Source organism: Ferrimonas kyonanensis DSM 18153, assembly GCF_000425405.1.
GTDB lineage: Bacteria > Pseudomonadota > Gammaproteobacteria > Enterobacterales > Shewanellaceae > Ferrimonas > Ferrimonas kyonanensis.
Window position 1 is genome coordinate 111,437 of the sequence record NZ_KE384366.1, and the last position, 24,275, is coordinate 135,711.

Annotated in this window: 26 protein-coding genes and 1 tRNA gene; 10 read left to right on the plus strand and 17 right to left on the minus strand. The window is 58.4% G+C overall.

The genetic code is table 11. From position 1 onward, the window contains the following. Nucleotides 1–77 (minus strand) — tRNA-Pro (locus H598_RS0119265). A gap of 340 nt (nucleotides 78–417) precedes the next feature. On the opposite strand from H598_RS0119265, the gene cobA reads away from it, so the two are divergent. Beyond that, nucleotides 418–1,221 carry a uroporphyrinogen-III C-methyltransferase gene (gene cobA / locus H598_RS0119270; protein WP_028114459.1) on the plus strand — a complete coding sequence of 268 codons (804 nt, stop codon included), beginning with the start codon at nucleotides 418–420 and terminating at the stop codon, nucleotides 1,219–1,221. Here cobA and H598_RS0119275 read toward each other — a convergent pair. Both H598_RS0119275 and H598_RS0119280 read right to left on the minus strand, forming a co-directional pair. Next, entirely contained in the window at nucleotides 1,183–2,004 is an 822-nt protein-coding gene (locus H598_RS0119275; RefSeq protein WP_028114460.1) for a TIGR03899 family protein, read from the minus strand. The two genes, cobA and H598_RS0119275, sit on opposite strands and share 39 nt — an antisense overlap. Nucleotides 2,005–2,034: 30 nt before the next feature. Further along, nucleotides 2,035–3,174, minus strand: coding sequence for an MFS transporter (locus H598_RS0119280; RefSeq protein ID WP_051252899.1), 1,140 nt, complete (start codon nucleotides 3,172–3,174; stop codon nucleotides 2,035–2,037). Nucleotides 3,175–3,382: 208 nt separating this feature from the next. Here H598_RS0119280 and H598_RS0119285 point away from each other — a divergent pair, with 208 nt between their 5' ends. After that, nucleotides 3,383–4,522 carry a tetratricopeptide repeat protein gene (locus tag H598_RS0119285; protein WP_028114462.1) on the plus strand — a complete coding sequence of 380 codons (1,140 nt, stop codon included), beginning with the start codon at nucleotides 3,383–3,385 and terminating at the stop codon, nucleotides 4,520–4,522. Nucleotides 4,523–4,576: 54 nt separating this feature from the next. Here the strand turns inward: H598_RS0119285 and ppa are convergent, their stop codons facing one another. Both ppa and H598_RS0119295 read right to left on the minus strand, forming a co-directional pair. Next, entirely contained in the window at nucleotides 4,577–5,107 is a 531-nt protein-coding gene (gene ppa, locus H598_RS0119290; RefSeq protein ID WP_028114463.1) for an inorganic diphosphatase, read from the minus strand. Between the two features lie 32 nt (nucleotides 5,108–5,139). Beyond that, a complete protein-coding gene (locus tag H598_RS0119295; protein WP_028114464.1) occupies nucleotides 5,140–6,108 on the minus strand; it encodes a class 1 fructose-bisphosphatase in 969 nt (322 codons plus the stop codon). 279 nt (nucleotides 6,109–6,387) lie between these two features. Here H598_RS0119295 and H598_RS0119305 point away from each other — a divergent pair, with 279 nt between their 5' ends. Continuing rightward, nucleotides 6,388–6,783, plus strand: a complete 396-nt coding sequence (locus H598_RS0119305) for a bactofilin family protein (RefSeq protein ID WP_028114466.1) — start codon at nucleotides 6,388–6,390, stop codon at nucleotides 6,781–6,783. A gap of 95 nt (nucleotides 6,784–6,878) precedes the next feature. After that, nucleotides 6,879–9,068, plus strand: a complete 2,190-nt coding sequence (locus H598_RS25045) for a S9 family peptidase (protein WP_084144543.1) — start codon at nucleotides 6,879–6,881, stop codon at nucleotides 9,066–9,068. A 50-nt stretch (nucleotides 9,069–9,118) separates the two neighbouring features. Here the strand turns inward: H598_RS25045 and H598_RS0119315 are convergent, their stop codons facing one another. From H598_RS0119315 to H598_RS0119325, 3 genes are all read right to left on the minus strand, one after another. Then, nucleotides 9,119–9,379 carry a hypothetical protein gene (locus H598_RS0119315; protein ID WP_028114467.1) on the minus strand — a complete coding sequence of 87 codons (261 nt, stop codon included), beginning with the start codon at nucleotides 9,377–9,379 and terminating at the stop codon, nucleotides 9,119–9,121. A 72-nt stretch (nucleotides 9,380–9,451) separates the two neighbouring features. Next, entirely contained in the window at nucleotides 9,452–9,781 is a 330-nt protein-coding gene (locus H598_RS0119320; RefSeq protein ID WP_028114468.1) for a hypothetical protein, read from the minus strand. A 75-nt stretch (nucleotides 9,782–9,856) separates the two neighbouring features. Then, nucleotides 9,857–11,188, minus strand: a complete 1,332-nt coding sequence (locus tag H598_RS0119325; RefSeq protein WP_028114469.1) for a Na+/H+ antiporter NhaC family protein — start codon at nucleotides 11,186–11,188, stop codon at nucleotides 9,857–9,859. Between the two features lie 225 nt (nucleotides 11,189–11,413). Here H598_RS0119325 and mpl point away from each other — a divergent pair, with 225 nt between their 5' ends. The 6 genes from mpl to trmB all read left to right on the plus strand — a co-directional run bounded on the left by mpl (nucleotide 11,414) and on the right by trmB (nucleotide 16,577). Continuing rightward, complete coding sequence (gene mpl / locus H598_RS0119330; RefSeq protein WP_028114470.1) at nucleotides 11,414–12,769, plus strand: UDP-N-acetylmuramate:L-alanyl-gamma-D-glutamyl-meso-diaminopimelate ligase; 1,356 nt, start codon at nucleotides 11,414–11,416, stop codon at nucleotides 12,767–12,769. Then, nucleotides 12,766–13,392: a flavin prenyltransferase UbiX gene (locus tag H598_RS0119335; RefSeq protein WP_028114471.1), complete on the plus strand. Its 627-nt coding sequence runs from the start codon at nucleotides 12,766–12,768 to the stop codon at nucleotides 13,390–13,392. The genes mpl and H598_RS0119335 overlap by 4 nt, the downstream gene beginning before the upstream one ends. 17 nt (nucleotides 13,393–13,409) lie before the next feature. Then, the gene (gene hpt / locus H598_RS0119340) at nucleotides 13,410–13,946 is read left to right on the plus strand and encodes a hypoxanthine phosphoribosyltransferase (protein WP_028114472.1); all 537 of its coding nucleotides are present in this window, start codon (nucleotides 13,410–13,412) and stop codon (nucleotides 13,944–13,946) included. A gap of 150 nt (nucleotides 13,947–14,096) precedes the next feature. Continuing rightward, nucleotides 14,097–15,035, plus strand: a complete 939-nt coding sequence (locus H598_RS0119345) for an ABC transporter ATP-binding protein (RefSeq protein WP_028114473.1) — start codon at nucleotides 14,097–14,099, stop codon at nucleotides 15,033–15,035. Then, nucleotides 15,032–15,802, plus strand: a complete 771-nt coding sequence (locus H598_RS0119350) for an ABC transporter permease (protein WP_028114474.1) — start codon at nucleotides 15,032–15,034, stop codon at nucleotides 15,800–15,802. The genes H598_RS0119345 and H598_RS0119350 overlap by 4 nt, the downstream gene beginning before the upstream one ends. A gap of 55 nt (nucleotides 15,803–15,857) precedes the next feature. Further along, on the plus strand, nucleotides 15,858–16,577 hold the full coding sequence (gene trmB, locus H598_RS25050; protein WP_051252890.1) for a tRNA (guanine(46)-N(7))-methyltransferase TrmB: 720 nt from the start codon (nucleotides 15,858–15,860) through the stop codon (nucleotides 16,575–16,577). 310 nt (nucleotides 16,578–16,887) lie between these two features. On the opposite strand, the gene panD is transcribed toward trmB, so the two are convergent. The 9 genes from panD to H598_RS0119405 all read right to left on the minus strand — a co-directional run bounded on the left by panD (nucleotide 16,888) and on the right by H598_RS0119405 (nucleotide 24,207). Then, nucleotides 16,888–17,268 (minus strand): aspartate 1-decarboxylase, encoded by a 381-nt coding sequence (gene panD / locus H598_RS0119365; protein ID WP_028111008.1) that lies wholly within the window; start codon nucleotides 17,266–17,268, stop codon nucleotides 16,888–16,890. A 180-nt stretch (nucleotides 17,269–17,448) separates the two neighbouring features. Next, nucleotides 17,449–18,300 (minus strand): pantoate--beta-alanine ligase, encoded by an 852-nt coding sequence (gene panC, locus H598_RS0119370; protein WP_028114475.1) that lies wholly within the window; start codon nucleotides 18,298–18,300, stop codon nucleotides 17,449–17,451. An 11-nt stretch (nucleotides 18,301–18,311) separates the two neighbouring features. Continuing rightward, nucleotides 18,312–19,106: a 3-methyl-2-oxobutanoate hydroxymethyltransferase gene (panB, locus tag H598_RS0119375; RefSeq protein ID WP_028114476.1), complete on the minus strand. Its 795-nt coding sequence runs from the start codon at nucleotides 19,104–19,106 to the stop codon at nucleotides 18,312–18,314. 78 nt (nucleotides 19,107–19,184) lie between these two features. Then, nucleotides 19,185–19,703, minus strand: a complete 519-nt coding sequence (folK, locus tag H598_RS0119380; RefSeq protein ID WP_028114477.1) for a 2-amino-4-hydroxy-6-hydroxymethyldihydropteridine diphosphokinase — start codon at nucleotides 19,701–19,703, stop codon at nucleotides 19,185–19,187. After that, a complete protein-coding gene (gene pcnB / locus H598_RS0119385; protein ID WP_425402379.1) occupies nucleotides 19,703–21,076 on the minus strand; it encodes a polynucleotide adenylyltransferase PcnB in 1,374 nt (457 codons plus the stop codon). Before pcnB ends, folK begins: the two co-directional genes overlap by 1 nt. A gap of 135 nt (nucleotides 21,077–21,211) precedes the next feature. Next, nucleotides 21,212–22,099 carry a tRNA glutamyl-Q(34) synthetase GluQRS gene (gene gluQRS, locus H598_RS0119390; RefSeq protein ID WP_035416287.1) on the minus strand — a complete coding sequence of 296 codons (888 nt, stop codon included), beginning with the start codon at nucleotides 22,097–22,099 and terminating at the stop codon, nucleotides 21,212–21,214. A gap of 120 nt (nucleotides 22,100–22,219) precedes the next feature. Next, the gene (dksA, locus tag H598_RS0119395) at nucleotides 22,220–22,666 is read right to left on the minus strand and encodes an RNA polymerase-binding protein DksA (protein ID WP_028114480.1); all 447 of its coding nucleotides are present in this window, start codon (nucleotides 22,664–22,666) and stop codon (nucleotides 22,220–22,222) included. A gap of 160 nt (nucleotides 22,667–22,826) precedes the next feature. Then, complete coding sequence (gene sfsA, locus H598_RS0119400) at nucleotides 22,827–23,537, minus strand: DNA/RNA nuclease SfsA (RefSeq protein ID WP_028114481.1); 711 nt, start codon at nucleotides 23,535–23,537, stop codon at nucleotides 22,827–22,829. 25 nt (nucleotides 23,538–23,562) lie between these two features. After that, a complete protein-coding gene (locus H598_RS0119405) occupies nucleotides 23,563–24,207 on the minus strand; it encodes an NAD(P)H-binding protein (RefSeq protein WP_028114482.1) in 645 nt (214 codons plus the stop codon). Nucleotides 24,208–24,275 lie beyond the last annotated feature (68 nt).

Consider the following 24,275-nt stretch of genomic DNA (forward strand, 5'->3'; position numbering starts at 1 on the left):
TGGTCGGTGATAGAGGATTCGAACCTCTGACCCTCTGGTCCCAAACCAGATGCGCTACCAGGCTGCGCTAATCACCGACAGTATTTTACTTGGGTCAGGCTGTGTTCCAGAGGGGCTCTCTGGTCCGCTGATTCCAAGACCGGGATGCGCCACCAAGGCTGCGCTAATCACCGACAGTATTTCAATTCGTTGACCTTAACCAAATTGGCTACCGAACTCAACGGCGGCCTATGATAGCGATTTTCCCCGGCGGTGCAAGTGATGTTTACTGAAATCGTGCTAAGTGGCGATTTTACAGACCGTTGTGTTGGCCTTTGTGTCCTGATATGCAATAAGGTTATTAAAAGTTCCAATTTGATTCTTGTTGGTTATTAGTGGCTCCCCTAAGCTGGTGCGAAACGGATCAGGGAGTCTATGGTGAGCTTAGTAACTTTGCCCGGTGGCAGTGGCCCGGTTGCCATTGTCGGAGCCGGTCCCGGGGATCCCGGGTTATTGACGGTTAAGGCGTTGCAGGCGCTGCAGCAGGCGGACGTGGTGCTGTTCGATGCTCTGGTGAGTCAACCGATTCTGGATCTGATCAATCCTCAGGCCGAGTGCATTGCGGTGGGGAAGCGCTGTGGTCGACACAGCATGACCCAGGACGAGATCAACCGCTTGTTGGTGGCCAAGGCCCGTGGAGATCGGGCTGTGGTCAGGCTGAAGGGAGGCGATCCGCTGATGTTTGGCCGTGGGGGTGAAGAGATGCAGGCGCTGAAACAGGCGGGCATCGATTACTACGTGGTGCCCGGAGTGACGGCGGCGTCCGCCTGTTCGGCCTATGCGGCCATGCCACTGACCCATCGCACTCTGTCCCGAGGGGTGACCTTCGTTACCGGTCATGGAAAGGGCGGTGAAGAGATCAATAACTGGCCCGAACTGGCCATGGAGAACCACACTCTGGTGGTGTACATGGGCATTAAGCGGGCCGAGGCCATTGCCGAAGGCCTGATGCGCGGAGGTCGCAGTCCGGCGACCCCGGTGGCCATTGTCAGCCGGGCCAGCCAGCCGCAACAACAGGTGCTTACCGGCACCCTGGCACAATTGGCGCAGATGGTAACGCAGCCAGAGGTGCAGACACCGGCGGCACTGGTGATTGGCGAGGTGGTGGCTCTGTCAGACGACTTGCATTGGTTTGTGCCGCCGTCAGGCAGTGACGAAGTCGTCGAGCAGCAGTTTGGTTAGCGCCTGGCAATACTCTTCGTTGGCGGCATCGGTGATCAACTGGCCCAGTTCATCGCCCACCTGAGTGAAGCGGTAATACCGCAGGCGCAGGCGCCCGCTTTTGGGGGTAAAGCGCATGTTGTGCCCCTGGCATCGCAGCAGCAGCGTTTGCTTGGCGGCCAGGGGGCCGGTTTCCAGTTCGGTGGCAAACAGCAGTCCCAAGTCCCTGAGGGTCAAAATGGCACTGTAAGGCAACCCCTGCCCGGACAGGTTCAGGCCTTCCTGCTTGGCGGAGCTGAAACCACCAAACCCGGCCTCGCGGCGGTAGCCGGTGATCACCTTGCGGCTGGGATCCTGGCCGATCTGCGTCGACAGGCTGACGGTACGGGCAAACTGCATCGCTTCCCGCTGAGTCATGCTTTTGAGGGTATCCAGGGTTCGCAAGCTGAAACTGCCGGGCAGACTCAGTTCGGTGGCCAGGATCTGGGCCCACAACTTCTGCATCTTGTCGTTGTGAATCTGCTCCGCCATTTGGCAAAACTGGAACTGCCAGTCCGGATCCAACTCCTTGTTGCTGACGGTACTTCCCGCCAGCGGAATCGCTTGCCGCAGCACATTTTCCAAGTTCGCCTGTCGTTGTTCGTGCCAATCTTGTAGCCGTTTCTCGGTTCGCAGGGCCAGGCTTTTGGCGGTGTCGCTGTCGCCATTGAGGCCGATGCGACGGGCCAGAGACACCACTTGCTGACGGGCCGTACGGCTGCTGTCGGTGCGCCCGGAGGGCATGCTCATAAGCTTGTCAGTCATAATCCTTCACACTGTTGATGGGGCATCCCGTTACCGCGATGGAAACAGGGCACCCCAGCGGGTTTCGTTGCCCGGTGCCGGGAGCGCCGGCAAACTCATCGCCGCCAGCAATGAGCACAGCGCGATGCCTGCCCCAATATAAAACACCAGAGCCGGGGAGTGTAGCCACACCAGTCCCAAAACTGCCGGAATGACCACTGCGGCGATGTGATTGATGGTAAAGCTGATTCCTGCGGTGGCGGCGATTTCGTCCGGGTCGGCAATCTTTTGAAAATAGGTTTTTACGGCGATGGCCAGGGCGAAAAACAGGTGGTCGATGACGTACAGGCCGGCGGCCAACGTCGGATGCTCTACCGCCGCGTAGCTGACAAACACCGCAATCAACCCCAGGTACTCGATGATCAGGGTGCGCCGCTCGCCAATTTGGCCAATCCAGCCGCCGATTTTTTTGGCAAACATTAGATTGAACAAGTAGTTAATCAGAAATAGCGCGGTGATTTCGCTGACGCTGTAGCCAAATTTCTCCACCATCATAAAGGCGGCAAACACCATGAAGATCTGCCGCCGGGCGCCGGAGAGGAACGTCAGCAGGTAATAGAGACTGTAGCGGCGTCGCAGAATCAGTTTGCGCTGCTGCTGGTGGTGTTGTTGAAACTGGGGAAAGGCCCACCAAGCGCCGAGTACCATCACCGCACCAAGACCGCCGACGGCGCTGTAGACCCAGGCGTAGGGCCAGTTCAGGGCCGTCATCAGCAGCCAGATGCTGCCGTAACCCAGCAGGGCGCCGGCGGCTTTCACCGACAGGGCTTGCCCCAGGAACTGGGCGGTCTGGTGCTTAGGCAGCCACTGCAGCGTCAGTGATTGATTGCAGGTCTCGTAGTAATGAAAGCCGATGGACATCAACACCGTGGTGCAGTACAGCCCCAGCACCGATGGGAACCAGCCGGTGGCGGCGACGCCGACGCACATCAACAGCAGCGCCACCAGGGCAAAGCGTTGCTCTCTGATCACCAGCAGTACCAGGATGGAGGTAAAGGCCAGAAATCCGGGAACCTCCCGCAGGGATTGCAGCATACCAATCTCTTTGCCGGTGAACGCGGCCGCTTCCACCACAAAATTATTCAGCAGTACCTGCCAGACGGCAAACACCAGCGACATGACAAAGGTCATTACCAGCAACAGCTGAGGGCGGGACAGATTCAAGGGGGATCCTGATGGGGTTAGTGGGCAGAGGCACCATCCTAGGGGCTTGATGGCCATTGAACAAATAAAACCATCCTGTCGCGATCATTAAAGTGTCATCTTCGCGTCATTGATATGACACAAGCTGGCCGCAATCCGGGCTGGACACTTTTCGCTCAGCGGCTAGGCTTGGAGTATGCGCTGTTTAAAACACGTTGTTCCCACCCTGTTATTACTGTTGACGGCCTGTGCTCATTCACCGTCGCAGACCGTGCCTGTGCCAGCGTTTGCCAATGAGCATTTTGACCCGGTAGCCGAGGCGGTCAGGCCTGAACAGCTGTTTCAACTGGACTCGGAGATGAAGGCCTTCGTCAGCCGAGCCTCCCGCCATGGCAACAGTGCCTCGGTGCGAATTCGAATGCTGGCGGATCTGGTAAGCCTGAAGCACGGCTTCGAGTACGACAACAGTGCCACCCTGGTGGCCAGAGAGACCTACGCCCGTCGGGCCGGCAACTGCATGTCTCTGGTGGTGATGACCGCGGCCCTGGCCAGGGAGTTGGGGTTGGGGGTGGAATACCAGATGGTGAAATCGCCACCGGTGTGGGATCGACAGGGCGGAGTGGTGCTGCTCAATGACCATATCAACATTCGGCTGACCCCGAAGATTGGCACCAGCGCCTGGGACATCAGCGGCTCGATATCGACCACCATCGATTTTCTGCCCACCTATCAGATTCGCGGCTATCACACCGAGCGCATCAGCGAATCGGAGATGATCGCTCGCTTTTACAATAATCTGGCTGCCGAGGCGATGATCGACGGATCGCCGGATCTGGCCCACCATTATCTGAAGCGGGCGCTGCAGCAGGACCCGGATCTGAGTGCCGGCTGGAATGCCCTTGGAGTGCTCTATCGTCGTCAGGGATTGGAGTCCCAGGCCGAGCAGGTGTACCAGTACGCCGCCACCCTGGCCGGTGACGACAGCCATGCCCTGCACAATCTGGCGCTGTTGCTGGCCAGTCAGGGGCGGCTTACCGAATGGGCCCAGGTGCATAAAAAGATTGAGCTGGCACGACTGAATAACCCATTTTACTACTACGACATGGCCGAGCTGGCGTATCAGCGCGGCGACTTTTCCAAGGCCCTGAGCCAATACCGCAAAGCGGTGAAACTCGCGGATTATCATCACGAGTTCCATTTCGGGCTTTCCAGGGCCTATTTCCAACTGGGGCAGCTGAACCATAGTGAGGATGCACTGCAGGCGGCTGTCCGTCTTGCCCCTGTGGATGAAAGGCAGCGTTACCAATTGAAACTGCGGGCGCTGCGGCACTATTAGGGCAAGCCGATAAAAAAGGGGGCCGTTGGCCCCCCTTGTTGTTGCTGCTGGGTATTACTGGTCCTGATAGCGCTTGGCGGAGGAGAGAATCTCCTCACGGGCCGCAGCCGCATCGGCCCAGCCTTCTACCTTGACCCATTTGTTGGGTTCCAGCTCTTTGTAACGTTCAAAGAACTGGGTGATCTGGGCTTTCAGCAGGGCAGGCACATCGTCGATGTCCTGAATGTGGTCGTATTCCTGAGTCAGCTTGCTGTGGGGCACGGCGATGATCTTGGCATCTTCGCCCGACTCATCGGTCATGTTCAGTACCCCGACCGGACGGCAGCGGATCACCGAGCCCGGTGCCAGCGGGTAAGGGGTCGGAACCAGCACGTCAACCGGGTCACCGTCGAGGCTGAGGGTGTGATTAACGTAGCCGTAGTTGGCCGGGTAGAACATCGGTGATTTCATAAAACGGTCAACAAACAGTGCACCGCTGTCCTTGTCGACCTCGTACTTGATGGGGTCATGATTTGCCGGAATCTCGATGATTACGTAGATGTCATCCGGAAGAGAGTTACCCGCAGGTACGTTATTCAGGCTCATAATTTTTCCTTAAACAGCCGTTTTACTAAAAATCAGCCTTTGCTGTGGTAGCCAAGGCAGGTGTCCACTTCGTCGGCGGAGCCGAGAATCACCGCGACCCGCTGGTGAATCTGTTCTGGCTCGATGGCCATGATGCGCTCGTAACCGGTGGACGCTTTGCCGCCGGCCTGCTCCACCAGGAAGCTCATTGGGTTGGCTTCATACATCAGACGAAGTTTGAAAGGTTTCTCCGGGTTCTTGGTGTCCTGTGGGTAGGTAAACAGGCCGCCCCGGCTCAGCACTCGGTGCACGTCGCCCACCATGGCGGCGATCCAGCGCATGTTGAAGTTGCGACCCCGAGGGCCCTCTTTGCCGCTGATCAGGTCGGCGATGTAGTCCTGCATCGGTGCCTGCCAGAAACGTTGATTGGACATGTTGATGGCAAATTCGCCGGTCTGGGCCGGTACGGTGACCTGTTCGTCCACCAGGACGAATTCATTGCTGGCGGGATCCAGGCTGTACATCTGGGTGCCCTTGCCGGTGGTCAGTGCCATCACCGTGGCCGGGCCATAGAGGATGTAGCAGGCGCACGGCTGGTTGGTACCCGGCTGCATGAAGGCCGCTTCATTGACTTCGCCCTGAGGGGCAGGCAGCACCGAAAAGATGGTGCCGACCAGGGAGTTGATGTCGATGTTGGAGGAGCCGTCCAGTGGGTCGAAGCACACCAGGTATTGACCATCGGCGTTGGCGGCAACCACGTCGGTTTCCTCTTCGGAGGCAATTCCCTTCACCAGCGGGTTGGCACCGAGTTTGTCCTTGATCAGATCGTTGGCAATGATGTCCAGTTTCTTCTGAGTCTCACCCTGAACGTTCTCGCTGTCGGCTACCCCCAGCACGCCCGCCAGGGCGCCGCCTCGAACCAGTTGGCTGATCTCCACGCCACAGTCGGCCAGGGTCAGGATCAATTGTTGTAACTCTGAGGGTAAGCCTTGTAGGCTAAGCGTTTCGCGAAGGCGCTGCATGCAGGGGTCCTATCTGAATGATTGGCAGGGTAAATTATCCGCCAATGATAGCGAAAAATCCGCTCTTTTGCAGTGCTACGAAGGGATAATGGCAAAACCGGCCCCGGGGTGGCGTCGGGGGATACCACCGAGTGAATTTTATTCGCTTGTGATGGGCAACAGTTTTGATTATAACGAGTCGCCTATGGGAAGAGATCTCACTGGCTGAGGATCTCGTTTGTGAGTTAATGCTAGCGCCGCGAACGTTGGTATTCGCATAGATATTGAGGGTGATTAACCGTGTTTGGTAAAACGAAAAAGAGTCGCGCAGGTTTAACCTATTTTGCGCAATCAACGCGTCTGGAAGGCAGTCTTCATGTTGAAGGCGATTGTGTGGTGGATGGCCATATTATCGGCGAATTGACCGCCACCGGCCTGATCGTGGTCGAAAGTGCCGGCATCATCGAGGGCCAGGTTACCGCCGAACAGGTTCAAGTTGAAGGCAAGATTACCGGTAACCTGGAGTGTCAGCGCCTGACCATTGCCGCCAGCGGTACCGTCGAGGGTGAAATTGTCACCGATAAGATCGAGATCTTTAATGGCGGTCAGTTCATCGGTTCCCGAGTGAAAGACAAGCCAAAGCTGCTGGAGAACAAGCAGCCAGAGCTGGAGATTGCCTGCTCCAAAGCCAGTTAAGGCTTGAGTCCCGGCCCGCTCCTCTGAGGGCGGGTTTGTGATTTTGTTCCGCTTTAGCGACAATCCCTCTCATTGTCATATCAGGAATAATAACAATGAGACGGATTCTGTTCACCGGGCTACTGTGTTGCTCGGCGTGGCTCAGCGCCGAGCCGCTGACCCTGTCCCGTATCGTCAGTGAACCCTCACTGGCGGGCTCTCAACCTTCTAAACCCGCCCTGTCTCCGGATGGCCAGCGAGTCACCTGGCTGGCGCCTCGTGAAGACGACCTGGAGCGCTACGATCTTTGGCAGTACCAGTTGAGCAGTGGCCAACGCACTCGGCTGGTGGATTCGACCCTGTTTGAAGAGGGCGAGCTGTCGGAAGAGGAAAAGGCCCGACGCGAGCGTCAGCGTATCTATGGCAAAGGATTATTGGAATATCAGTGGGATACCCAGGGCAAGGCGCTGCTGTTTCCCATTGGCGGCGACATCTGGTTGTATCGACTGGCGAGCGGTAAGCCACAACAACTGACTCGTACCGAGGCGTTTGAAACCGACGCCCGTTTTTCCCCCAAGGGCAACTACGTGTCGTTCATTCGCCAGCAGAACCTGGTGGTGATCGATCTGCGCACCGGCCAGGAGCAGTTGCTGACACTGGACGGCAAAGGGGCGCTGAAAAACGGCATGTCCGAGTTTGTGGCCCAGGAAGAGATGGACCGCATGAGCGGTTATTGGTGGTCGCCGGACGAAACCGCCATCGCCTTCCTGCAGGTGGATGAGTCTCCGGTGGAGCAGGTGATTCGCAATGAGATTTTTGCCGATGGCATCAAGCTGACGGAGCAGCGATACCCCTATGCCGGTAAGGACAATGCCAGTGTTCGGATTGGGGTAGTCAGCCTGGATGGTGGCGCCATTCAGTGGTTGCCAGGGGCCAGAGACAACGGCGGCTACCTGCCGCGGGTGAATTGGAATGCCGACGGCAGTGCGGTCACCTGGCAATGGCAAAGCCGCGACCAGCAGACCCTGCAGCTGTGGCAGTGGCGTAAGGCCGACCAGCGCCGTTCGTTGTTGCTGACCGAGACCAGCCGCAGCTGGATTAACCTCAGTGATGATCTGCATTTCCTGCACTCCCAGCCCGGGTTTATCTGGAGTTCGGAGCGCAGCGGTTTCCGTCACCTGTACCTGATGGACGATCAGGGCAACCTGGTGCGGCAACTGACCGAGGGTGACTGGGCGGTGGATGCGGTGGAAGCCATCGACGAAGCCGGTGGCTGGGTCTATTTCAGTGGCCGTCGTGATACGCCGCTGCAGCGGCACCTGTATCGCGTCTCTCTGAAAGGTGGTGAGGTGCAGCGTCTAAGCCAGAGGGCTGGATTCCACCAGCCGGTATTCAGCGACGACGGCTCGGTGTACCTGGATCATTTCTCCTCCACCCGGCAACCGCCGCAGCTGAGCTTGCATCAGGCCGATGGCAAAACCATCAGTTGGATTGCCGAAAATGCCATTGAAGGCGATCACCCTCTGGTGCGCTACTGGAGCGATTGGACCCAACCCGAGTACGGCACCCTCAAGGCCGACAACGGCATGACGCTGTACTACCGGCTGTTCAAGCCGAAGACTCGCCCAGGTCAACGCTATCCGGTGGTGGTGCGTGTCTATGGCGGCCCTCATGCCCAGACGGTTCGGGACAGCTGGAGTCGTCACGATTACTTTACTCAGTACCTGGTGCAGCAGGGATTTGCCGTCTTTCAATTGGACAACCGGGGTTCGGCCGCTCGCGGATTGGCGTTTGAGAGCGAGATCTACCGGCGTCTGGGTCAGGTCGAGGTGGCCGATCAGGTGGTGGGGGCACAGTACCTCAAGAGCCTGTCGTGGGTCGATCCCGACCGCATTGGCATCTATGGCCACAGTTACGGCGGCTACATGACCCTGATGAGCCTGTTTACCGCGCCGGACTCGTTTGCCGCCGGAGTCTCCGGCGCGCCGGTGACCGATTGGAGCCTGTATGACACCCACTACACCGAGCGTTACCTGGCCCATCCGGCCAGCAACGCCGAGGGCTATCGTCTGTCGTCGGTCTTTCCCTATGTGGACCAGTTGAAAGGGCAACTGTTTGTGTATCACGGCATGGCCGATGACAACGTGTTGTACCAGAACAGCACCAAACTGTATAAGAGCTTGCAGGATGCGGGCAAACTGTATGAGTCCAAAGATTACCCCGGCTCCAAGCACTCCATGCGCGGCAAGTCGGTGCAGCTGCACCTGATGGCCACCATCGAGGACTTCTTGAAACGGCGGCTGTAATCCCAGGCGCAATAAAAAACCCACCTGATTCGGTGGGTTTTTTTATGCTGTTAACCTGGCGTCGGTCCCGTAGGCCGGTAGCGGCGCCACAGCTTGACTGCCAGGGTCAGCACCAGTCCGGCCACGGCCAGGTGGCAGGATACCAGTGCCACCGGCGGAGGCAGAAAGGTCAGAATGCTGACAAACAGGCCGATGCCGATAAAGGGGGTCCACCAATGGCCGGCGAACAGGAACACCAGTAGCAGGTACGGCGCCAGCAGCGACATCATGCCGATGAAGCCGTACAGAAAGACCAGGGTGAAGGTGTCCATGGGCGTCAAACCTTAAAGATGCATTATTAATGCAATTATAGGGTTAGTCGCTCAAGATCAGTGTGATCCCGATCAAAACATCATGGCTCGGTAGCTGTACAACAGTGACAGGATCACCATCACAGGCAACAGATTCAGCAGTAGACCAAAAGTGGCCTTGCTGCTGGGGCCCTGGCGCAGGGCCTTAAGGCTGGTCCAGACGCCCAGCAGGTTCATGACGAAGGCCACCATGGCAAACAGGGTGGCGGCGATCAGGGCCCAGCCTCCGGCTCCGCCCATCATCTTCGCCACCTGCTCGGGATCCTGAATAAAGGCGTAGGGGGCAAAGGCCACAAAAAAGCTGACCAGGTAGATGGCGGCGGCGATGGCAAAGTGCTTCAGGCCATGGTTTGAAGGGGTCACAGGACTCTCCACTAAGGTAACGCAAAAACCAGAGCCCGGGGCTCTGGTTTTCGTCAACGGGATTAATGGCTTTGATTATGCCTTGCGAAGGCTCACCATGACAATGGCTACCGCCGCCAGCACCATGCAGTACCAGGCGTGGCTGACCACCACCAGGGGGGAGAGCTTAAAGGTGGCGCCGGCCAGCAGTGCCTGGGCACCCCAGGGGATCAGACCTTGGTTGATGCAGGAGAAGATGTCCAGCATCGAGGCGGCGCGGCGCTTTTTGACGCCGTGGCGCTGAGCCAGGTCCTTGGCTACCGAACCGGTGATGATGATGGAAACCGTGTTGTTGGCGGTGCACAGGTTGGTGGCAGAGACGATGCCGGCCATCCCCAACTCGGCGGCGCGCGGCGATTGGGCTTTTTTCGAAAAGCGGGCGATCAGCGCCGCAGCGTTGTCTGCCAGCCAGTTGAGGCCGCCCTGATGCTTCATCAGCGCCGCCAGGCCACCCACCAGCATCGACAGCAGGAAGATCTCTTGCATGCTGGTGAAACCGGCGTAGATGTCTTTACCCAACTGCATCGGTGCGTAGTCGCCGCCGGCGATGGCGCTGACACCGGCCAGCAGAATGCCTGCCGGCAGTACCAGGAACACGTTCACGCCGGCGACCGCCAGTACCAGAATGGTGAGGTAGGGCAGCACCTTAATCAGATCGAACGACTGAGCTTCCACCGCACTCTGGCCCGAACCGACGACCACAAACAGGATAAAGGTCAGCACGGCGGCCGGGGCCGAGATGCGGATGTTTTCCCGGAACTTGTCTTTCATCTCGCAGCCCTGGGTGCGAGTGGCAGCGATGGTGGTGTCAGAGATGATCGACAGGTTATCGCCAAACATGGCACCGGAGATCACCGCGCCGGCCATCAGCGCCGGGTCGATGCCCGTCTGCTGACAGATGCCATAGGCCACCGGGGCCAGGGCGCCGATGGTGCCCATGGAGGTGCCCATGGAGGTGGCAATGAAGCCGGCGATCAGGAAGAAGCCGGGCAGCAGCAGCGAGGCGGGGATCAGGGTCAGTCCCAGCGCCACGGTGGCATCCACACCGCCGGTGGCCTTAGCGACGGCGGCAAAGGCGCCTGCCAGTAAGTAGATCAGACACATGGCGATGATGTTGCTGTCACCAATACCGGCAATGAATTGATTGAGGCTCTTATCCAGGGCCTGGCGTGCCAGGGCAAGCGCCAACACGATCGCTGGCAGGATGGCGATCACCGGTGACAATTGATAGAAGGCAAACTCGGTGCCCTGGCTCTGGTGGTAGACACCGGCACCGACAAAGGTGGCCAGGAACAGCAGCAGTGGCAGCAGCGCCACGGCGGAGCGGGAGCGGATCTCAGGGTTGGTTAGGGTTTCGGTCTGACTCATTGTTTTTTTACTACTCTTGTTACCCACGGCCATCCTGGTGTGCGGTGCTGGCTCAACCTCATGTCGAGCGGTCTATGGCGGCATTGTGTCCCATCCGTTCGGTCATGTCAATTTAGACGTCTAGACGTTTCGATGTTTTTCCATCTTGGTTGCCATAACTGATTGTTTTGCGGCTTACGGTGACGGGTTGGTACACTGGCGGCAGTTTTGATTATGGAATCCGTGATGCACGTTCATATTCTTGGTATCTGTGGCACCTTCATGGGCGGCATCGCCCTGCTGGCCCGCAGCCTGGGCCACACCGTCACCGGCAGCGACGCCAATGTTTTTCCTCCGATGAGCACCCAGCTGGAACAGCAGGGCATCGCCTTGATTGAGGGTTTTGACCCGGCGCAGCTCGAGCCGGCTCCGGATTTGGTGGTGATCGGCAATGCCATGAGCCGGGGCAACCCCTGTGTCGAAGCGGTGCTGGACAAGGGGCTGAGTTACACCAGTGGTCCACAGTTTCTGGCCGAGCAGGTCTTGGATCAGCGCTGGGTACTGGCGGTAGCCGGAACCCATGGTAAGACCACCACCGCCTCTATGCTGGCCTGGCTGCTGCAGGACAACGGGTTGGCCCCCGGTTTTCTTATCGGTGGCGTACCCCGCGAGTTTGGGGTGTCGGCCCGCCTCGGCGAGACGCCGTTTTTTGTGGTGGAGGCGGATGAGTACGACACCGCCTTCTTCGACAAGCGCTCCAAGTTTGTTCACTACCATCCCCGGACGCTGGTGATGAACAACCTGGAGTTCGATCACGCCGATATTTTCGATTCCATTGCCGACATTCAGAAGCAATTTCATCACCTGCTGCGCACGGTGCCGGGCAGCGGTCAGGTGATCTGGCCCGAGTCCGAACCGTACCTGGCTGAGGTGATTGCCAAAGGCTGCTGGAGCGAACAGGTGTTGTTGGGTGAGGGGGGCTGGTCAGCCAGGAAACTCTGTGACGATGGCAGCGCCTTTGAGGTGTGTCTCGACGGCGAGGTTCAAGGAACGGTGCGCTGGTCGTTGATTGGCGACCACAACATCAGCAATGCCCTGGCGGCCCTGGCGGCGGCCCGGCACGTGGGGGTGCGCCCGTTCGATGGCATTGACTCCCTCAGTCGTTTCGCCGGCCCTAAGCGGCGCATGGAGCTGAGAGGAGAGGCCGGGGGCATTCAGCTGTTCGATGATTTCGCTCACCACCCCACCGCCATCGCCACGTCGCTGAAGGCGCTGCAGGCCCGTAAGCAACAAGGACGGGTACTGGCGGTGCTGGAGCCGCGTTCCAACACCATGAAAGCCGGGGTTCATCAGCATACGCTGGCGGCCTCTCTGGCGGATGCCGATGCCGCCTTTGTGTATCAACCCGCGACGCTGAGCTGGGATCTGGCGGCAGCGATGGCAACGGCTCCGGTGCCCGTCAGCGTGGCGGCGACTCTGGATGAACTGGTGACGTCGGTGGTTGCCCAAGCTCGGGCTGGCGACACCATCGTGGTGATGAGCAATGGCGGCTTCGGTGGGATACATGGCCGTTTGCTGGATGCACTGGAGGCTGCAAAATGACAAACTGTGATCAAGCTATCACTTTGGCTTTTACCGGTGCCTCCGGGGCGCCCTATGGGCTGCGCTTGCTGGAGTGTCTGCTAAAATCCGGCCGAACCGTGTTTCTGATGGTGTCATCGGCGGCGCGGGTGGTGTTTGCCGAGGAGCAGGATTTCCTGTTGCCCGCCAATCCCAAGGCCTGTGCCGATAAACTGCGCCAGCATTTTGGTGTCGATGAGGCCCAGTTGCAGGTGTTTGGCAAGGAGGAGTGGTTTTCTCCGGTGGCTTCGGGCTCGGCAGCACCGAGGCAGATGATCATCTGTCCCTGTTCGACCGGCACTCTGGCCGCCGTGGCGACCGGAATGAGCAACAATCTGATCGAGCGGGCGGCGGACGTGGTACTCAAGGAGCGGGGACAGCTGTTGTTGGTGCCCAGAGAGACACCGTTTCACGCCATTCACCTGGAGCATATGTTAAAGCTCAGTCAGGTGGGTGCCACCATCATGCCGGCGGCGCCGGGGTTCTATAATCAGCCCCGGTCCATCGACGATTTGGTGGATTTTATGGTGGCCAGAATACTGGACCACCTGAACATAGAACATCAACTGTTGCCCCGCTGGGGCTACGGTAACCCTACACATTAAAATAATTGAGTATAACCATGAAGCATACCCTTGAAGTGATGATCTCCGAACAGGAGATTAACCAGGCCCTGGATACCATGGCCGAGCAGATCAACCGTGATTACGCCGGCGTCGATTCGCTGCTGGTGGTGGGGTTGCTCAAAGGTTCTGTTATCGTGATGTCCGATCTGGTGCGCCGTCTCGATGGCAACGTGCAGATGGACTTCATGACCGCTTCCTCCTACGGCAGCAGCACCGAGTCCAGCGGCGACGTGAAGATCGTCATGGATCTGGCTCAGTCCATCAAAGGCCGCCATGTGTTGCTGGTGGAAGACATCATTGATACCGGCCGTACCCTGTCCAAGGTGCTGGCGCTGCTGAATTCCCGTGAGCCGGCGTCACTGGCCATCGCCTCGTTCCTGGATAAGCCCACCCGCCGAGTGGTGGAGGTGGATGTTAAATACATCGGTGTGGCGATTCCCGATGAGTTCGTGGTGGGGTACGGCCTCGATTACGCCGAGTCCTACCGCCAATTGCCCTACATCGCCAAAGTGGTGCCCAGCGACGGCGAATAATTCGCACCCTGTTTCAGAAAAGCGCCCTCAGGGCGCTTTTTTTGTGGCCGCCGGCCGGCCGGTATCCCCACGCTCCGGCGGGTCATTTTTCCATGTTTATCCAGACCTAAGGGGTTTATAATAGCGGGCTACGTTTTTTTGGAGACCAGCATGACCCAGCCACAGAGCGCGTTGCAGATCACCGAGCTGCGCAAAACCTACGCCGGCGGAGTGGAAGCCCTCAAGGGCATCAACCTGACCGTGGAAGCCGGGGATTTCTTTGCCCTGCTCGGCCCCAATGGCGCCGGTAAGTCCACCACCATTGGCATCATCAGTTCGCTGGTGAACAAGAGTGCGGGTGAGGTCAGTGTGTTTGGTCATCCGCTGAGCCGGGAGCTGGAGGCTGCCAAGCGTCAGATCGGCCTGGTGCCCCAGGAGTTCAATTTCAATCAGTTTGAGACGGTGCACCAGATTGTGATGAATCAGGCCGGCTACTATGGCGTGCCGCGAGCGGTGGCGGCCGAGCGTGCCCAGGTGTACCTGTCGCAACTGGAGTTGTGGGATAAACGTGACGCTCCGGCCCGGACCCTGTCTGGTGGCATGAAACGACGGCTGATGATCGCCCGGGCGCTGATGCATGAACCGAAACTGCTGATCCTGGATGAGCCCACCGCCGGGGTCGACATCGAGATTCGCCGCTCCATGTGGGAATTTCTGCGCCGCATCAACCAGCAGGGGGTGACCATCATTCTCACCACCCATTATCTGGAAGAGGCAGAGATGCTGTGTCGCAACATCGGCATCATCGACAAGGGCGAACTGGTGGAGTGCACCTCCATGAAGCAGTTGTTGTCCAAGCTCAGCGTCGAGACGTTTATTCTGGATTTGAAGCCCGGTAGCCCGGAGTTGGCGTTATCCGGGTTTGTTCACCGTCGTCTGGATGACCACACCCTGGAGGTGGACGTCGAGAAGAAGGACAGCCTCAATGCGGTGTTTGCCCAGCTCAGTGAGCGCGGCGTGCAGGTGCTGTCCATGAGAAATAAGGCCAACCGGCTGGAGGAGTTGTTTGTCTCCCTGGTGGAAAATGGCCGTAAGGAGGAACAGGCGTGAGTCACCCCTATACCATTGCCTTCAGCAGTCTGCTGCGCAAAGAAGTGAACCGGTTTGCCCGAATCTGGATTCAGACTCTGGTGCCACCAGCCATCACCATGACCCTGTATTTTTTAATTTTCGGTAATCTGGTGGGATCGCGGATCGGCCAGATGGGTGGCTTCAGTTACATGGAGTTCATCATGCCCGGGCTGATCATGATGGCGGTGATCACCAACTCCTACTCCAATGTGGCCAGCTCCTTTTACAGCGCCAAGTTTCAGCGCAACATCGAGGAGTTGCTGGTGGCGCCGGTGCCTAATGTGTTGATCATTCTTGGCTATGTCGGCGGCGGCATGGCCAGAGGCCTGTGCGTCGGAGTGATCGTGACCGTGGTGGCGATGCTGTTTGTGGATCTGCAGATTCAACACCCGCTGGTGGTGATCTCGGTGGTGGTGCTGTCGTCGATGTTGTTCTCTCTGGCGGGACTGCTCAATGCCATCTTTGCCAACAGCTTCGATGACATCAGCATCATTCCGACCTTTGTGCTGACGCCGTTGACCTACCTGGGGGGGGTATTTTACTCCATGAGCCTGCTGCCGGAGTTCTGGCAGGGCGTGTCTAAACTGAACCCCATTGTTTATATGATCAACGCCTTCCGTTACGGGTTCCTGGGGGCCAGCGACATCGGTCTTGGTGCCGCCTTTGCGGTGATTCTGGTGTTCATCAGCGGATTTTTCTCCCTGGCCTACTATTTGATTCATAAAGGCACCGGCCTGCGCCACTAGCCTTTCTTTTGTTGAACCGGGGGGCCTGGGGCTCCCCTTTCTGTCTGAGCCGACTATGACCATTGCCAACTCCCGCGCCATTGAATCCAACCAACAGGGCCTGCATCAACGCCTGGATGATACGGTGCTCAAGCACCTGGCGACGCCGTTCAACAAGCCGTTTCACGATGCCACCCTGGAGACGTTTTACCGACTCAAGCAGTGGATCGAGGCAGATGGTCGGCCGCTGATCTTCGATTCTTGCTGCGGCGTCGGCGAGAGCAGTGCCAACCTGGCCCGGCGTCATCCGGAGGCGGTGCTCATTGGCATGGACAAGTCGGCGCACCGGCTGGACAAGCATGAAAACTATCGCCAGCAGGCGGACAACTATCTGCTGGCCCGGGTCGATCTCAACGATCTGTGGCGGTTGGCGGTGGCCGATGGTTGGCAGTTGAGTCATCATTACCTGTTGTACCCCAATCCCTGGCCGAAATCTTCGCACCTGAAGCGGCGTTGGCACGGCGCGGCGGCGTTCCCCTATCTGCTGATGCTGGGAGGGCAACTGGAGATGCGATCCAACTGGCCGGTGTATCTGCAGGAGTTCGCCCGCGCCCTGACCTTGGCCGGTGTGCCCTCACAGTTGGCGCCGTTGTCGCCCAGCGGCGATGACCTGACGCCGTTTGAGCGCAAGTACCGCCTGAGCGGTCAGCCCCTGTATCAGTTGCAGGCCGACCTCAGCGGATTTACCCTGCCCTGGCAGGCGGGCCTGTCGCTGCCACCCTTAACCAACAGTTAGTGAATTTGACCAACCTTGCGCAGGCTCATGGCAACTTCTATTTTTAAGTCTATGATTTTAATAGAGCAATGTGTTGGCACAAGTTTCGCAGTATGTAGCAGTGTATTCAGTTCGATCCGAAACGGAGAGCGCAATGAGCAGGTTACAGCAGAAATGGTTGGTCATTAGTGTGGGCATGGGAGTGGTGATTGCCAGTGAGGGCGCACTGCTGGTGATGGCAACGCTGTAGGCGTCAGGTACAAAAAAGCGCCGCAAAAGCGACGCATTTTTAACATCTTAGCCCTGGTGCCGACGAGCGGCGAGACAGGGTTCAGGCTGCCTGGGTCGGAATGACGTTGGCGGTGCCTTTGATGTCGTTGTCCTGATTCAGGTACACCAGCTGAGGCTTGTGAGCCTTGGCTTCCTCATCGTCCATGACCACGTAAGCACAGATGATCACTCGATCCTGAGGTTTGGCCTTATGGGCGGCGGCGCCGTTAACGGAGATGATCTTGGAGCCGCGCTCGCCACTGATGGCGTAGGTGCTGAAGCGCTCACCGTTATCGATGTTGTAGATCTCAATCTTCTCGTATTCGAGAATGCCTGCGGCGTCCAACAGATCCTGATCAATGGCGCAGGAGCCTTCATACTCCAGTTCGGCGTGGGTCACGCGAGCCTGGTGCAGTTTCCCCTTCAACATGATTCGTTGCATCTAGATATTCCTATTACTTCTGGAAAAGACCGTGCTATCACGGTCCGGCCTGTTTGGGCCGCATTTCATTTTGTCAGCGTTATGGTCGCCTTGAAGAAGAATCGGTAAAGATCTTATCCTTCAATGCAGTCTGTTGTGATGACAATGTCACAGCATTTTAACCAAAGCACTATAGCCAAATCAGGCCGTCAGATCTACCCGCAGGTTATCGATCAGCCGAGTACTGCCGAGTTTGGCGGCGGCCAGCACCACCAGTTGGCGGTCATCGGCGGTGGCTTTATTGAGGGTGTCGGCGTGGCAGATATGAATATAATCTGTGCTGAAACCATGATCGTTAAGGCGGTCACCGGCCTGCTGCTCCAGAGTCCGAGCGTCGCCTCCCTGTTGCAGTTGTTCGGCGACCCAGTCCAGAGTTTGCTTGAGCTCTGGCGCGAGTAAGCGCTCACTGTCGGTAAGGTAGCCGTTGCGAGAGCTCAGGGCCAGACCGTCCGGGTTGCGAACGGTATCGATGCCCATGACGTCTACGGGCATATTGAGATCCCGCACCATGGCCCGAATGATCGCCAGTTGCTGGTAGTCCTTATTGCCGAAGATGGCCACATCCGGTTGCACCAGGTTAAACAGCTTGCACACCACGGTGGCAACACCGCGGAAATGGCCGGGGCGACTCTCGCCGCAGTACAGCATGGAGATGCCGGGCACCTCGACGTAGGTCTGGTTGTCCAGTCCTTGGGGGTAGAGCAGTTGTGGCGTTGGCGTGAACAGCAGATCCGCCCCCAGCTCCACCAGCGATTGCTGATCCTGCTCCAGGGTGCGTGGGTAATTGTCCAGGTCCTCGCCGGCGCCGAACTGCATCGGGTTGACGAAGATGCTGACGACGACCCGGTCGGCTCGTTGCTTGGCTTCTTTAACCAGCAGCAGGTGGCCGTCATGAAGGTTGCCCATGGTAGGCACAAAGGCAATGCTGTCGCCATTCTGACGCCACTGTTTCAGGCATTGATGCAGGCGATGGATGTCACTGATGGTTTGCATCTTAGGCTCTCTTATTCAAATCCGTGCTCAGGACCAGGGAAGCTGCCGTCGGCCACTTCCTGAACGAAGGCGGCGGCGGCGGCCTGGATGGTGCCGTGGTCATTGATGTAGTTTTTGGAGAACTTGGGAATGTAGCCACTGGTGATTCCCAGGACATCGTGCATCACCAGGATCTGGGCGTCGGTATCCGGGCCGGCTCCGATGCCGATCACCGGAATGCTCAGGTGTTCGGTAATGTGACGCGCCAGTTGGCTGGGGATGCACTCCAGAACCAGCAGACTGGCACCGGCTTGCTCCATTCTCTGGGCTTGTTCCAGCATCTGCTGCGCCGCCTTGTTGTCGCGGCCCTGAACCTTAAAGCCACCAAATTGGTGCACCGATTGTGGGGTGAGTCCCAGGTGGGCACACACCGGGATGCCGCGTTCGGTCAGGCCTTTTACCGTATCCAGCAGCCAGTCGCCGCCTTCCAGTTTCACCATCTGAGCACCGGCCTGCATCAGGGTGGCGGCACTGGCAAACGCCTGCTCTCGGGTGGCGTAACTCATGAACGGCATGTCGGCGATCACCAACGCCTTCTGGGCCCCGGCGCGAACGCAGCGGGTGTGGTAGGCGATCTGCTCGACGGTCACCGGCAGGGTGTCGCTGTTGCCCTGAAGTACCATGCCCAGGCTGTCACCGACCAGCATTACCGGTACGCCGGCGGCTTCGAAGGTGGACGCGAAACTGGCGTCGTAGGCGGTTAGGGAAGCGAATTTCTTACCCTCTTGCTTCCACTTTTTGAGGGTTGCGGTGGTGATTGCTTTCATGTGAACGGCTCAATTAAGACACGTAGTTGGATCGGAGTTTATATTCTAATGGCGGCCCAGTTGCAAATGGGTTGCACCTTAAGCCTGGCTTGTGCCACTGAAATCGGGTTTTGAGTCTGGCATCTGCGTCAGTGATTGCGGCGGGCAGGCGGCCAGCAGGCTGGTGAGCTGACGGCCGTCGGCAAACTGGTAGTGGGGGGCAATCTCAAACAGGGGCAGTAACACAAAGGCTCGTTCGGCCACGCCGTAATGGGGCACCGTCAGCCGGGGCAGATTCAGACAGTGGCGACCGTAGCTGATGATGTCGAGATCCAGGGTACGGGCGCCCCAGCGCAGGTGTCGCTCCCGGCCTTGAGCTCGCTCGATCTCCTGCAGGGCGTCCAGCAGCTCAAGGGCATCCAAGGCGGTGTCGATGGCGATCACCGCATTGGTGTAATCCGGCTGTTTCATGCCCGCCATCGGTGGGCTGGTGTACAGCGAGGAGCTGGCGATCACCTGAGTGTGGTCCAGACCATCAATGGCACGGATGGCGGCGTGCAGGTGATCGACGCTTGGCCCCAGGTTGCTGCCCAGGGCGATGTGGCAACGGTTGGGCATTAGCTGTCGCTGGACTTGGCTGCTGCCGGTTTGCGTTTGCGGGGGCGACGGCGTCGACGTTGGCCTGAGCCTGAACCCAGGTTGCGCACCATCAGGCGGCGTCCCTGGTCATCGGCGTCGACAAACTGGGTCCACCAGCGTGCCAGTTCGGCCACTTCGCCCCCTTCCGCCTCGCCACGCAACACCAGGAAGTCGTAGGCAGCGCGGAAACGGGGGTGCTCGAAGATGCGGAACGCTCGAGCCCCGGCTCGCTTGTCCAGGCGAATCTGCAGTTGCCAGATCTCCTGAGCCGGAGTGGAGAAACGCCGAGGCATGGAGATGGTCTTGCTTTGCTGGCTAACCACCTCCGAGCAGGCGCCCATCATGGCGTCGTATTCGGAGACGCCACGGCTGGTGCGCTCCGCCATCAGTTTTTGCAGCGGGTACCACAGCATGGCGGCGTACAGGAACGCCGGGGTGACCGGTTTGTCGGCGTTCACCCGCTGGTCGGTGTTTTTGAGTACCGCTTCGATCAGGGTTTCAACCTGGTGGCCGCCTTCCTTGTTGAGCAGGCTGTCCTGCATGGGGAACATCGGCGCAAACAGGCCGTATTCCCGCATCATGCGGAAGTTATCCAGCCCCTTGCCGGACATAAACAGCTTCAGAGTTTCTTCAAACAGTCGTGCCGCCGGAATGTCGCTCAGCAGTGGCGCCATCTTGTGGATTGGCTTGGCGACGCTGGGATCCAGATCGAAGTCGAGTTTGGTGGCAAATCGCACCGCCCGCAGCATTCGAACCGGGTCTTCGCTGTAGCGCTTGCTGGGATCGCCAATTAGGCGCAGACGCCGGGCTTCCAGGTCGTCCATGCCGCCGAAGTAGTCGCGGATGGAGAAGTCACTGATGTCGTAGTAGAGGCCGTTGACGGTGAAGTCGCGCCGTTCGGCGTCTTCATCGATGCTGCCGTAGACGTTGTCACGCAGCAGGCGGCCGCTGTCATCCTTCTTGGCGTGCTTGCTCTCTTCTTCGTGGTGGCCCCTCAGGGTGGCGACCTCGATGACGTCACGGCCAAACAGAATATGCGCCAGCCGGAAGCGGCGACCCACTAACCGACAGTTGCGGAACAGGCGACGAACCTGCTCCGGGGTGGCGTTGGTGGCCACGTCAAAGTCTTTGGGCTGATGGCGCAGCAGCAGATCCCGGACACCGCCGCCCACCAGGTAGGCCTCATAGCCGGCTTTATGCAGTCGGTATAACACTTTGAGCGCATTTTCACTGATGTCTGAGCGGGACACCCCGTGGGATTTGCGGGGGTAAACCTGGAGCTCGGGTTCTAACTGGACCGCTTGTTCCCGATTAACAAGTTTTTTCGCCAGTTTTGTCAGACGCTTAAGAATGGTACACCTCGACTGGATTAAGGCTGTAAAAAAGAGAGTGTGTGCGGCGCGCAATAATACCGCATCACTGCTGAAATGATAAGCCATAAGGGGGCTTAGTCCAATTTAAGCCCGGTTGGTGAGCGTTAAGCCGGCCTATTTAGTGGTTTCGGGGCCAATTTCAATCTGACGTTGCCGCGGTAACGACGCCAGGGCGAAGGCATCGGTGGCCCATTGCAGTTGTTGGTCAACCGGGGCGCCGAACAGCATGGCGGGCACCGGCAGGCCCAAAAACGCCAGCGCCCGGCTCAGGGTGGTACCGGGTTGGCCGGGGTCTATGGCCGGGGCGTGGTTTTGCTTGGACAGCTTGTTGCCGTCGGACTGTACCGCCAGGGGCAGGTGCAGGTAGGCCGGGGCGCTCAGGCCCAAGGCCCGGAACAGACTAAGCTGGCGAACCGTGGTGTCGAGCAGATCGTTGCCGCGCACCACCTCGGTGATGCCTTGAAACGCGTCGTCCACCACCACCGCCAATTGATAGGCGTACAGACCGTCACGGCGGTGAATGATGAAGTCTTCAGCGGCGAAGGCCGGATCGGTGTCGATGCTGCCCAGCAGCCGATCGTCAAACTGATTGATTGGGTTCAGGTTTCTAAACCGGGTGGCGCAATCGAGGCCGTCGAGCTGGCGTTGCCGGCAGTGACCGTCGTAATGGCCGCCCAGGCTTCGTATCCGTTTGCGGGTGCAATCACAGTAATACGCCAGCTGGTTGTGGCGAAGCCAGTCCAGGGTGTGGTCATAGGCATCGTGGCGGTGACTCTGGTACAGCACTGGGCCATCCCAGTGCAGGCCAAAGCCCTCGAGGGTGCGCAGGATGTCGTCGGCGGCGCCGGCCACTTCACGGGGGGGATCGATGTCTTCGACGCGCAGTAGCCATTGGCCCCGTTGACTGCGGGCGCGCAGCCAACTGCCAAGGGCGGCCACCAGTGAGCCAAAATGCAATGGCCCGGAAGGGGAGGGGGCAAAACGCCCGATATAATCAGTCATGGTGTCGAGTGCACAAACAAAAATACCAATGGGATTAATGAAGACGGCCCAATGCCAGCCACACTAATCCCATTGGTATGGAATTGAAAACGGGAGCCGCAGCTCCCGTTATGGTCGAGGCTAGCCAGCCATCTGTTTCTCTTTGATTTCGGCCAGTGTCTTGCAGTCGATGCACAGGTCAGCCGTTGGCCGGGCTTCCAGGCGTCGAATGCCGATTTCAATGCCACAGGAGTCGCAGAAACCGAAGTCATCCTCTTCGATCTTTACCAGCGTCTTCTCGATCTTCTTGATCAGCTTACGCTCACGGTCCCGGGTGCGAAGTTCAAGGCTGAATTCCTCTTCCTGGGCAGCGCGGTCTACCGGATCAGGGAAGTTGGCAGCTTCGTCTTGCATATGGTTTAACGTGCGGTCTACCTCTTCTCGCAGCATGGTGCGCCAACCTTCAAGAATCTTCTTGAAGTGCTCCTGCTGCTTGTCATTCATATACTCCTCACCGGCTTCTTCACGGTAAGGTTCTACGTTGGCATAGGCTAGTACACCGATCTTTTTCGCTTTGCCCTCCGGCATACACGCGTCTCCTGTTATGTCCAAGCGCGAGGCGGTCCTCGAAAAGTGGCGGTATCTATAGCAGATAGCATTCGCTTACGCAATCGCCACCCGAAATTTCATTCTATAGCCGTTCCTCTCTACCCGTATATCACCAATATGAGCTGCTGACAAGCAATACTCAAACCGTGGCTTTCACGGGCACTGAGCCCATCACAGTTATTCCTTGTGGCGAGATCTCGGTCCCGACGGCGAGGATTTCCACGCCCTTATCCATGGCTTGCCGGCATAACGCCGCGTAGGCGGGATCGATGTGATCCGCCGGGGAGACTGAGTCAATACCGCTATGTTGCACCATAAACAGCAGCACCGCTCTGTGACCTTGGTCTACCATCTGCATCAATTCCCGCAGGTGCTTTTGACCCCGAACGGTAACCGCGTCGGGAAAATACCCTTGCTGTTGCTGCAACAGGGTGCAGCTTTTTACTTCTACGTAGCACAGAGGCAGGTGGTTGCCACTGAGGAGCAAATCGATGCGACTGTTTTCTTCGCCATAACGAACCTCCCGCTGAATGCGGTCGTAACCGCCAAGGGTTGCCAATAGCCCTTGTTCGATGGCCTCGGCGGCCAGGGTGTTGGCGGTGGCGGTATTGATGCCGATAAAGTGGCCATCCTGGGTCTGGGTCAATTCCCAGCTGCAGGGGTATTTGCGTTTGGGGTTGTCAGAGGTGGAGTACCAGACGGTGTCGCCGGGTTCGGCGCAGCCGGTCATGGCGCCGGTGTTGGCGCAATGCAGGGTCATCACATCGCCGTTGTCGAGGCTGACGTCCGCCAGGAAGCGTTTGTAGCGCTTGATCAGGGTGGCGGATTGCAGCGGCTGAGGGTATTTCATCTGGGGTCCCTATGTGGATTCACAATCAATCGAACAGTTGGTCGAGGCGGTAGGTTTGCAGTGGATGGCCGGGTTGCTGGCTCACGGCGACCATTTTGGCGGCCACCTGGCTACCGCGAATGGGCCGATATCGCCTCAGACCCGGCAGCAGGCACAGGATCGGCATCACGGCGGCGCCCAGTCGCTCGGCGAGGCGGAAGTCGCTTCGCTCGCCCAGCAGCAGGCTGGGTTGAAACACGCTGATGCGGTTAAAGGGCAATGCCTGAACTCGTTGCTCCAGTTGCCCCTTCATTTTTAGGTAGGCGTTACCTGAATTGGGGTTGGCACCGCTGGAGGACACCAGCAGGTAGTGGCTGACGCCGTTGGCGGCGGCCAGTTGTGCCGCCTGGTACTGGTAGTCCAGATCGACTCTGCGCTGGGCATCAAGGCTGCCAGCCTGCTTGAGCGTGGTGCCAAGGCAGGAAAACAGCCATTGCCCCTCAAACCATGCTTGGTAGCGGTCCAGTTGCTCAAAGTCCACCACCTGGTTGACCACCTTGTCGCTGTCATGGGGTACCGGCCGCCGGGTCAGGGTGACGATGCGGTCGACGGCCGGAGTGGCCGCCAGTTGATTCACCACGGCGCGACCCACTACTCCGGTGGCGCCAATGACGATGGCAGTCTGGGTCATGACAATCTCCTTATGTGACCGAGGCGGGCGATGGTGACGCCCGAGAAGCTGCAATGATACACTGCGTT

Bases quoted from the DNA above. Each gene is read 5' to 3' on its own strand.
- ppa (WP_028114463.1), bottom strand. From the start codon at position 5,107: ATGAGCCTGAATAACGTACCTGCGGGTAACTCTCTTCCGGATGACATC.
- panD (WP_028111008.1), bottom strand. From the start codon at position 17,268: ATGCAACGAATCATGTTGAAGGGGAAACTGCACCAGGCTCGCGTGACC.
- H598_RS0119325 (WP_028114469.1), bottom strand. From the start codon at position 11,188: ATGAGTCAGACCGAAACCCTAACCAACCCTGAGATCCGCTCCCGCTCC.
- H598_RS0119345 (WP_028114473.1), top strand. From the start codon at position 14,097: ATGACCCAGCCACAGAGCGCGTTGCAGATCACCGAGCTGCGCAAAACC.
- sfsA (WP_028114481.1), bottom strand. From the start codon at position 23,537: ATGAAATACCCTCAGCCGCTGCAATCCGCCACCCTGATCAAGCGCTAC.
- panB (WP_028114476.1), bottom strand. From the start codon at position 19,106: ATGAAAGCAATCACCACCGCAACCCTCAAAAAGTGGAAGCAAGAGGGT.
- gluQRS (WP_035416287.1), bottom strand. From the start codon at position 22,099: ATGACTGATTATATCGGGCGTTTTGCCCCCTCCCCTTCCGGGCCATTG.
- H598_RS25045 (WP_084144543.1), top strand. From the start codon at position 6,879: ATGAGACGGATTCTGTTCACCGGGCTACTGTGTTGCTCGGCGTGGCTC.
- panC (WP_028114475.1), bottom strand. From the start codon at position 18,300: ATGCAAACCATCAGTGACATCCATCGCCTGCATCAATGCCTGAAACAG.
- H598_RS0119280 (WP_051252899.1), bottom strand. From the start codon at position 3,174: ATGACCTTTGTCATGTCGCTGGTGTTTGCCGTCTGGCAGGTACTGCTG.
- trmB (WP_051252890.1), top strand. From the start codon at position 15,858: ATGACCATTGCCAACTCCCGCGCCATTGAATCCAACCAACAGGGCCTG.
- hpt (WP_028114472.1), top strand. From the start codon at position 13,410: ATGAAGCATACCCTTGAAGTGATGATCTCCGAACAGGAGATTAACCAG.
- H598_RS0119315 (WP_028114467.1), bottom strand. From the start codon at position 9,379: ATGGACACCTTCACCCTGGTCTTTCTGTACGGCTTCATCGGCATGATG.
- H598_RS0119285 (WP_028114462.1), top strand. From the start codon at position 3,383: ATGCGCTGTTTAAAACACGTTGTTCCCACCCTGTTATTACTGTTGACG.
- mpl (WP_028114470.1), top strand. From the start codon at position 11,414: ATGCACGTTCATATTCTTGGTATCTGTGGCACCTTCATGGGCGGCATC.
- H598_RS0119295 (WP_028114464.1), bottom strand. From the start codon at position 6,108: ATGCAGCGCCTTCGCGAAACGCTTAGCCTACAAGGCTTACCCTCAGAG.
- H598_RS0119335 (WP_028114471.1), top strand. From the start codon at position 12,766: ATGACAAACTGTGATCAAGCTATCACTTTGGCTTTTACCGGTGCCTCC.
- H598_RS0119405 (WP_028114482.1), bottom strand. From the start codon at position 24,207: ATGACCCAGACTGCCATCGTCATTGGCGCCACCGGAGTAGTGGGTCGC.
- dksA (WP_028114480.1), bottom strand. From the start codon at position 22,666: ATGCCGGAGGGCAAAGCGAAAAAGATCGGTGTACTAGCCTATGCCAAC.
- H598_RS0119275 (WP_028114460.1), bottom strand. From the start codon at position 2,004: ATGACTGACAAGCTTATGAGCATGCCCTCCGGGCGCACCGACAGCAGC.
- folK (WP_028114477.1), bottom strand. From the start codon at position 19,703: ATGCCCAACCGTTGCCACATCGCCCTGGGCAGCAACCTGGGGCCAAGC.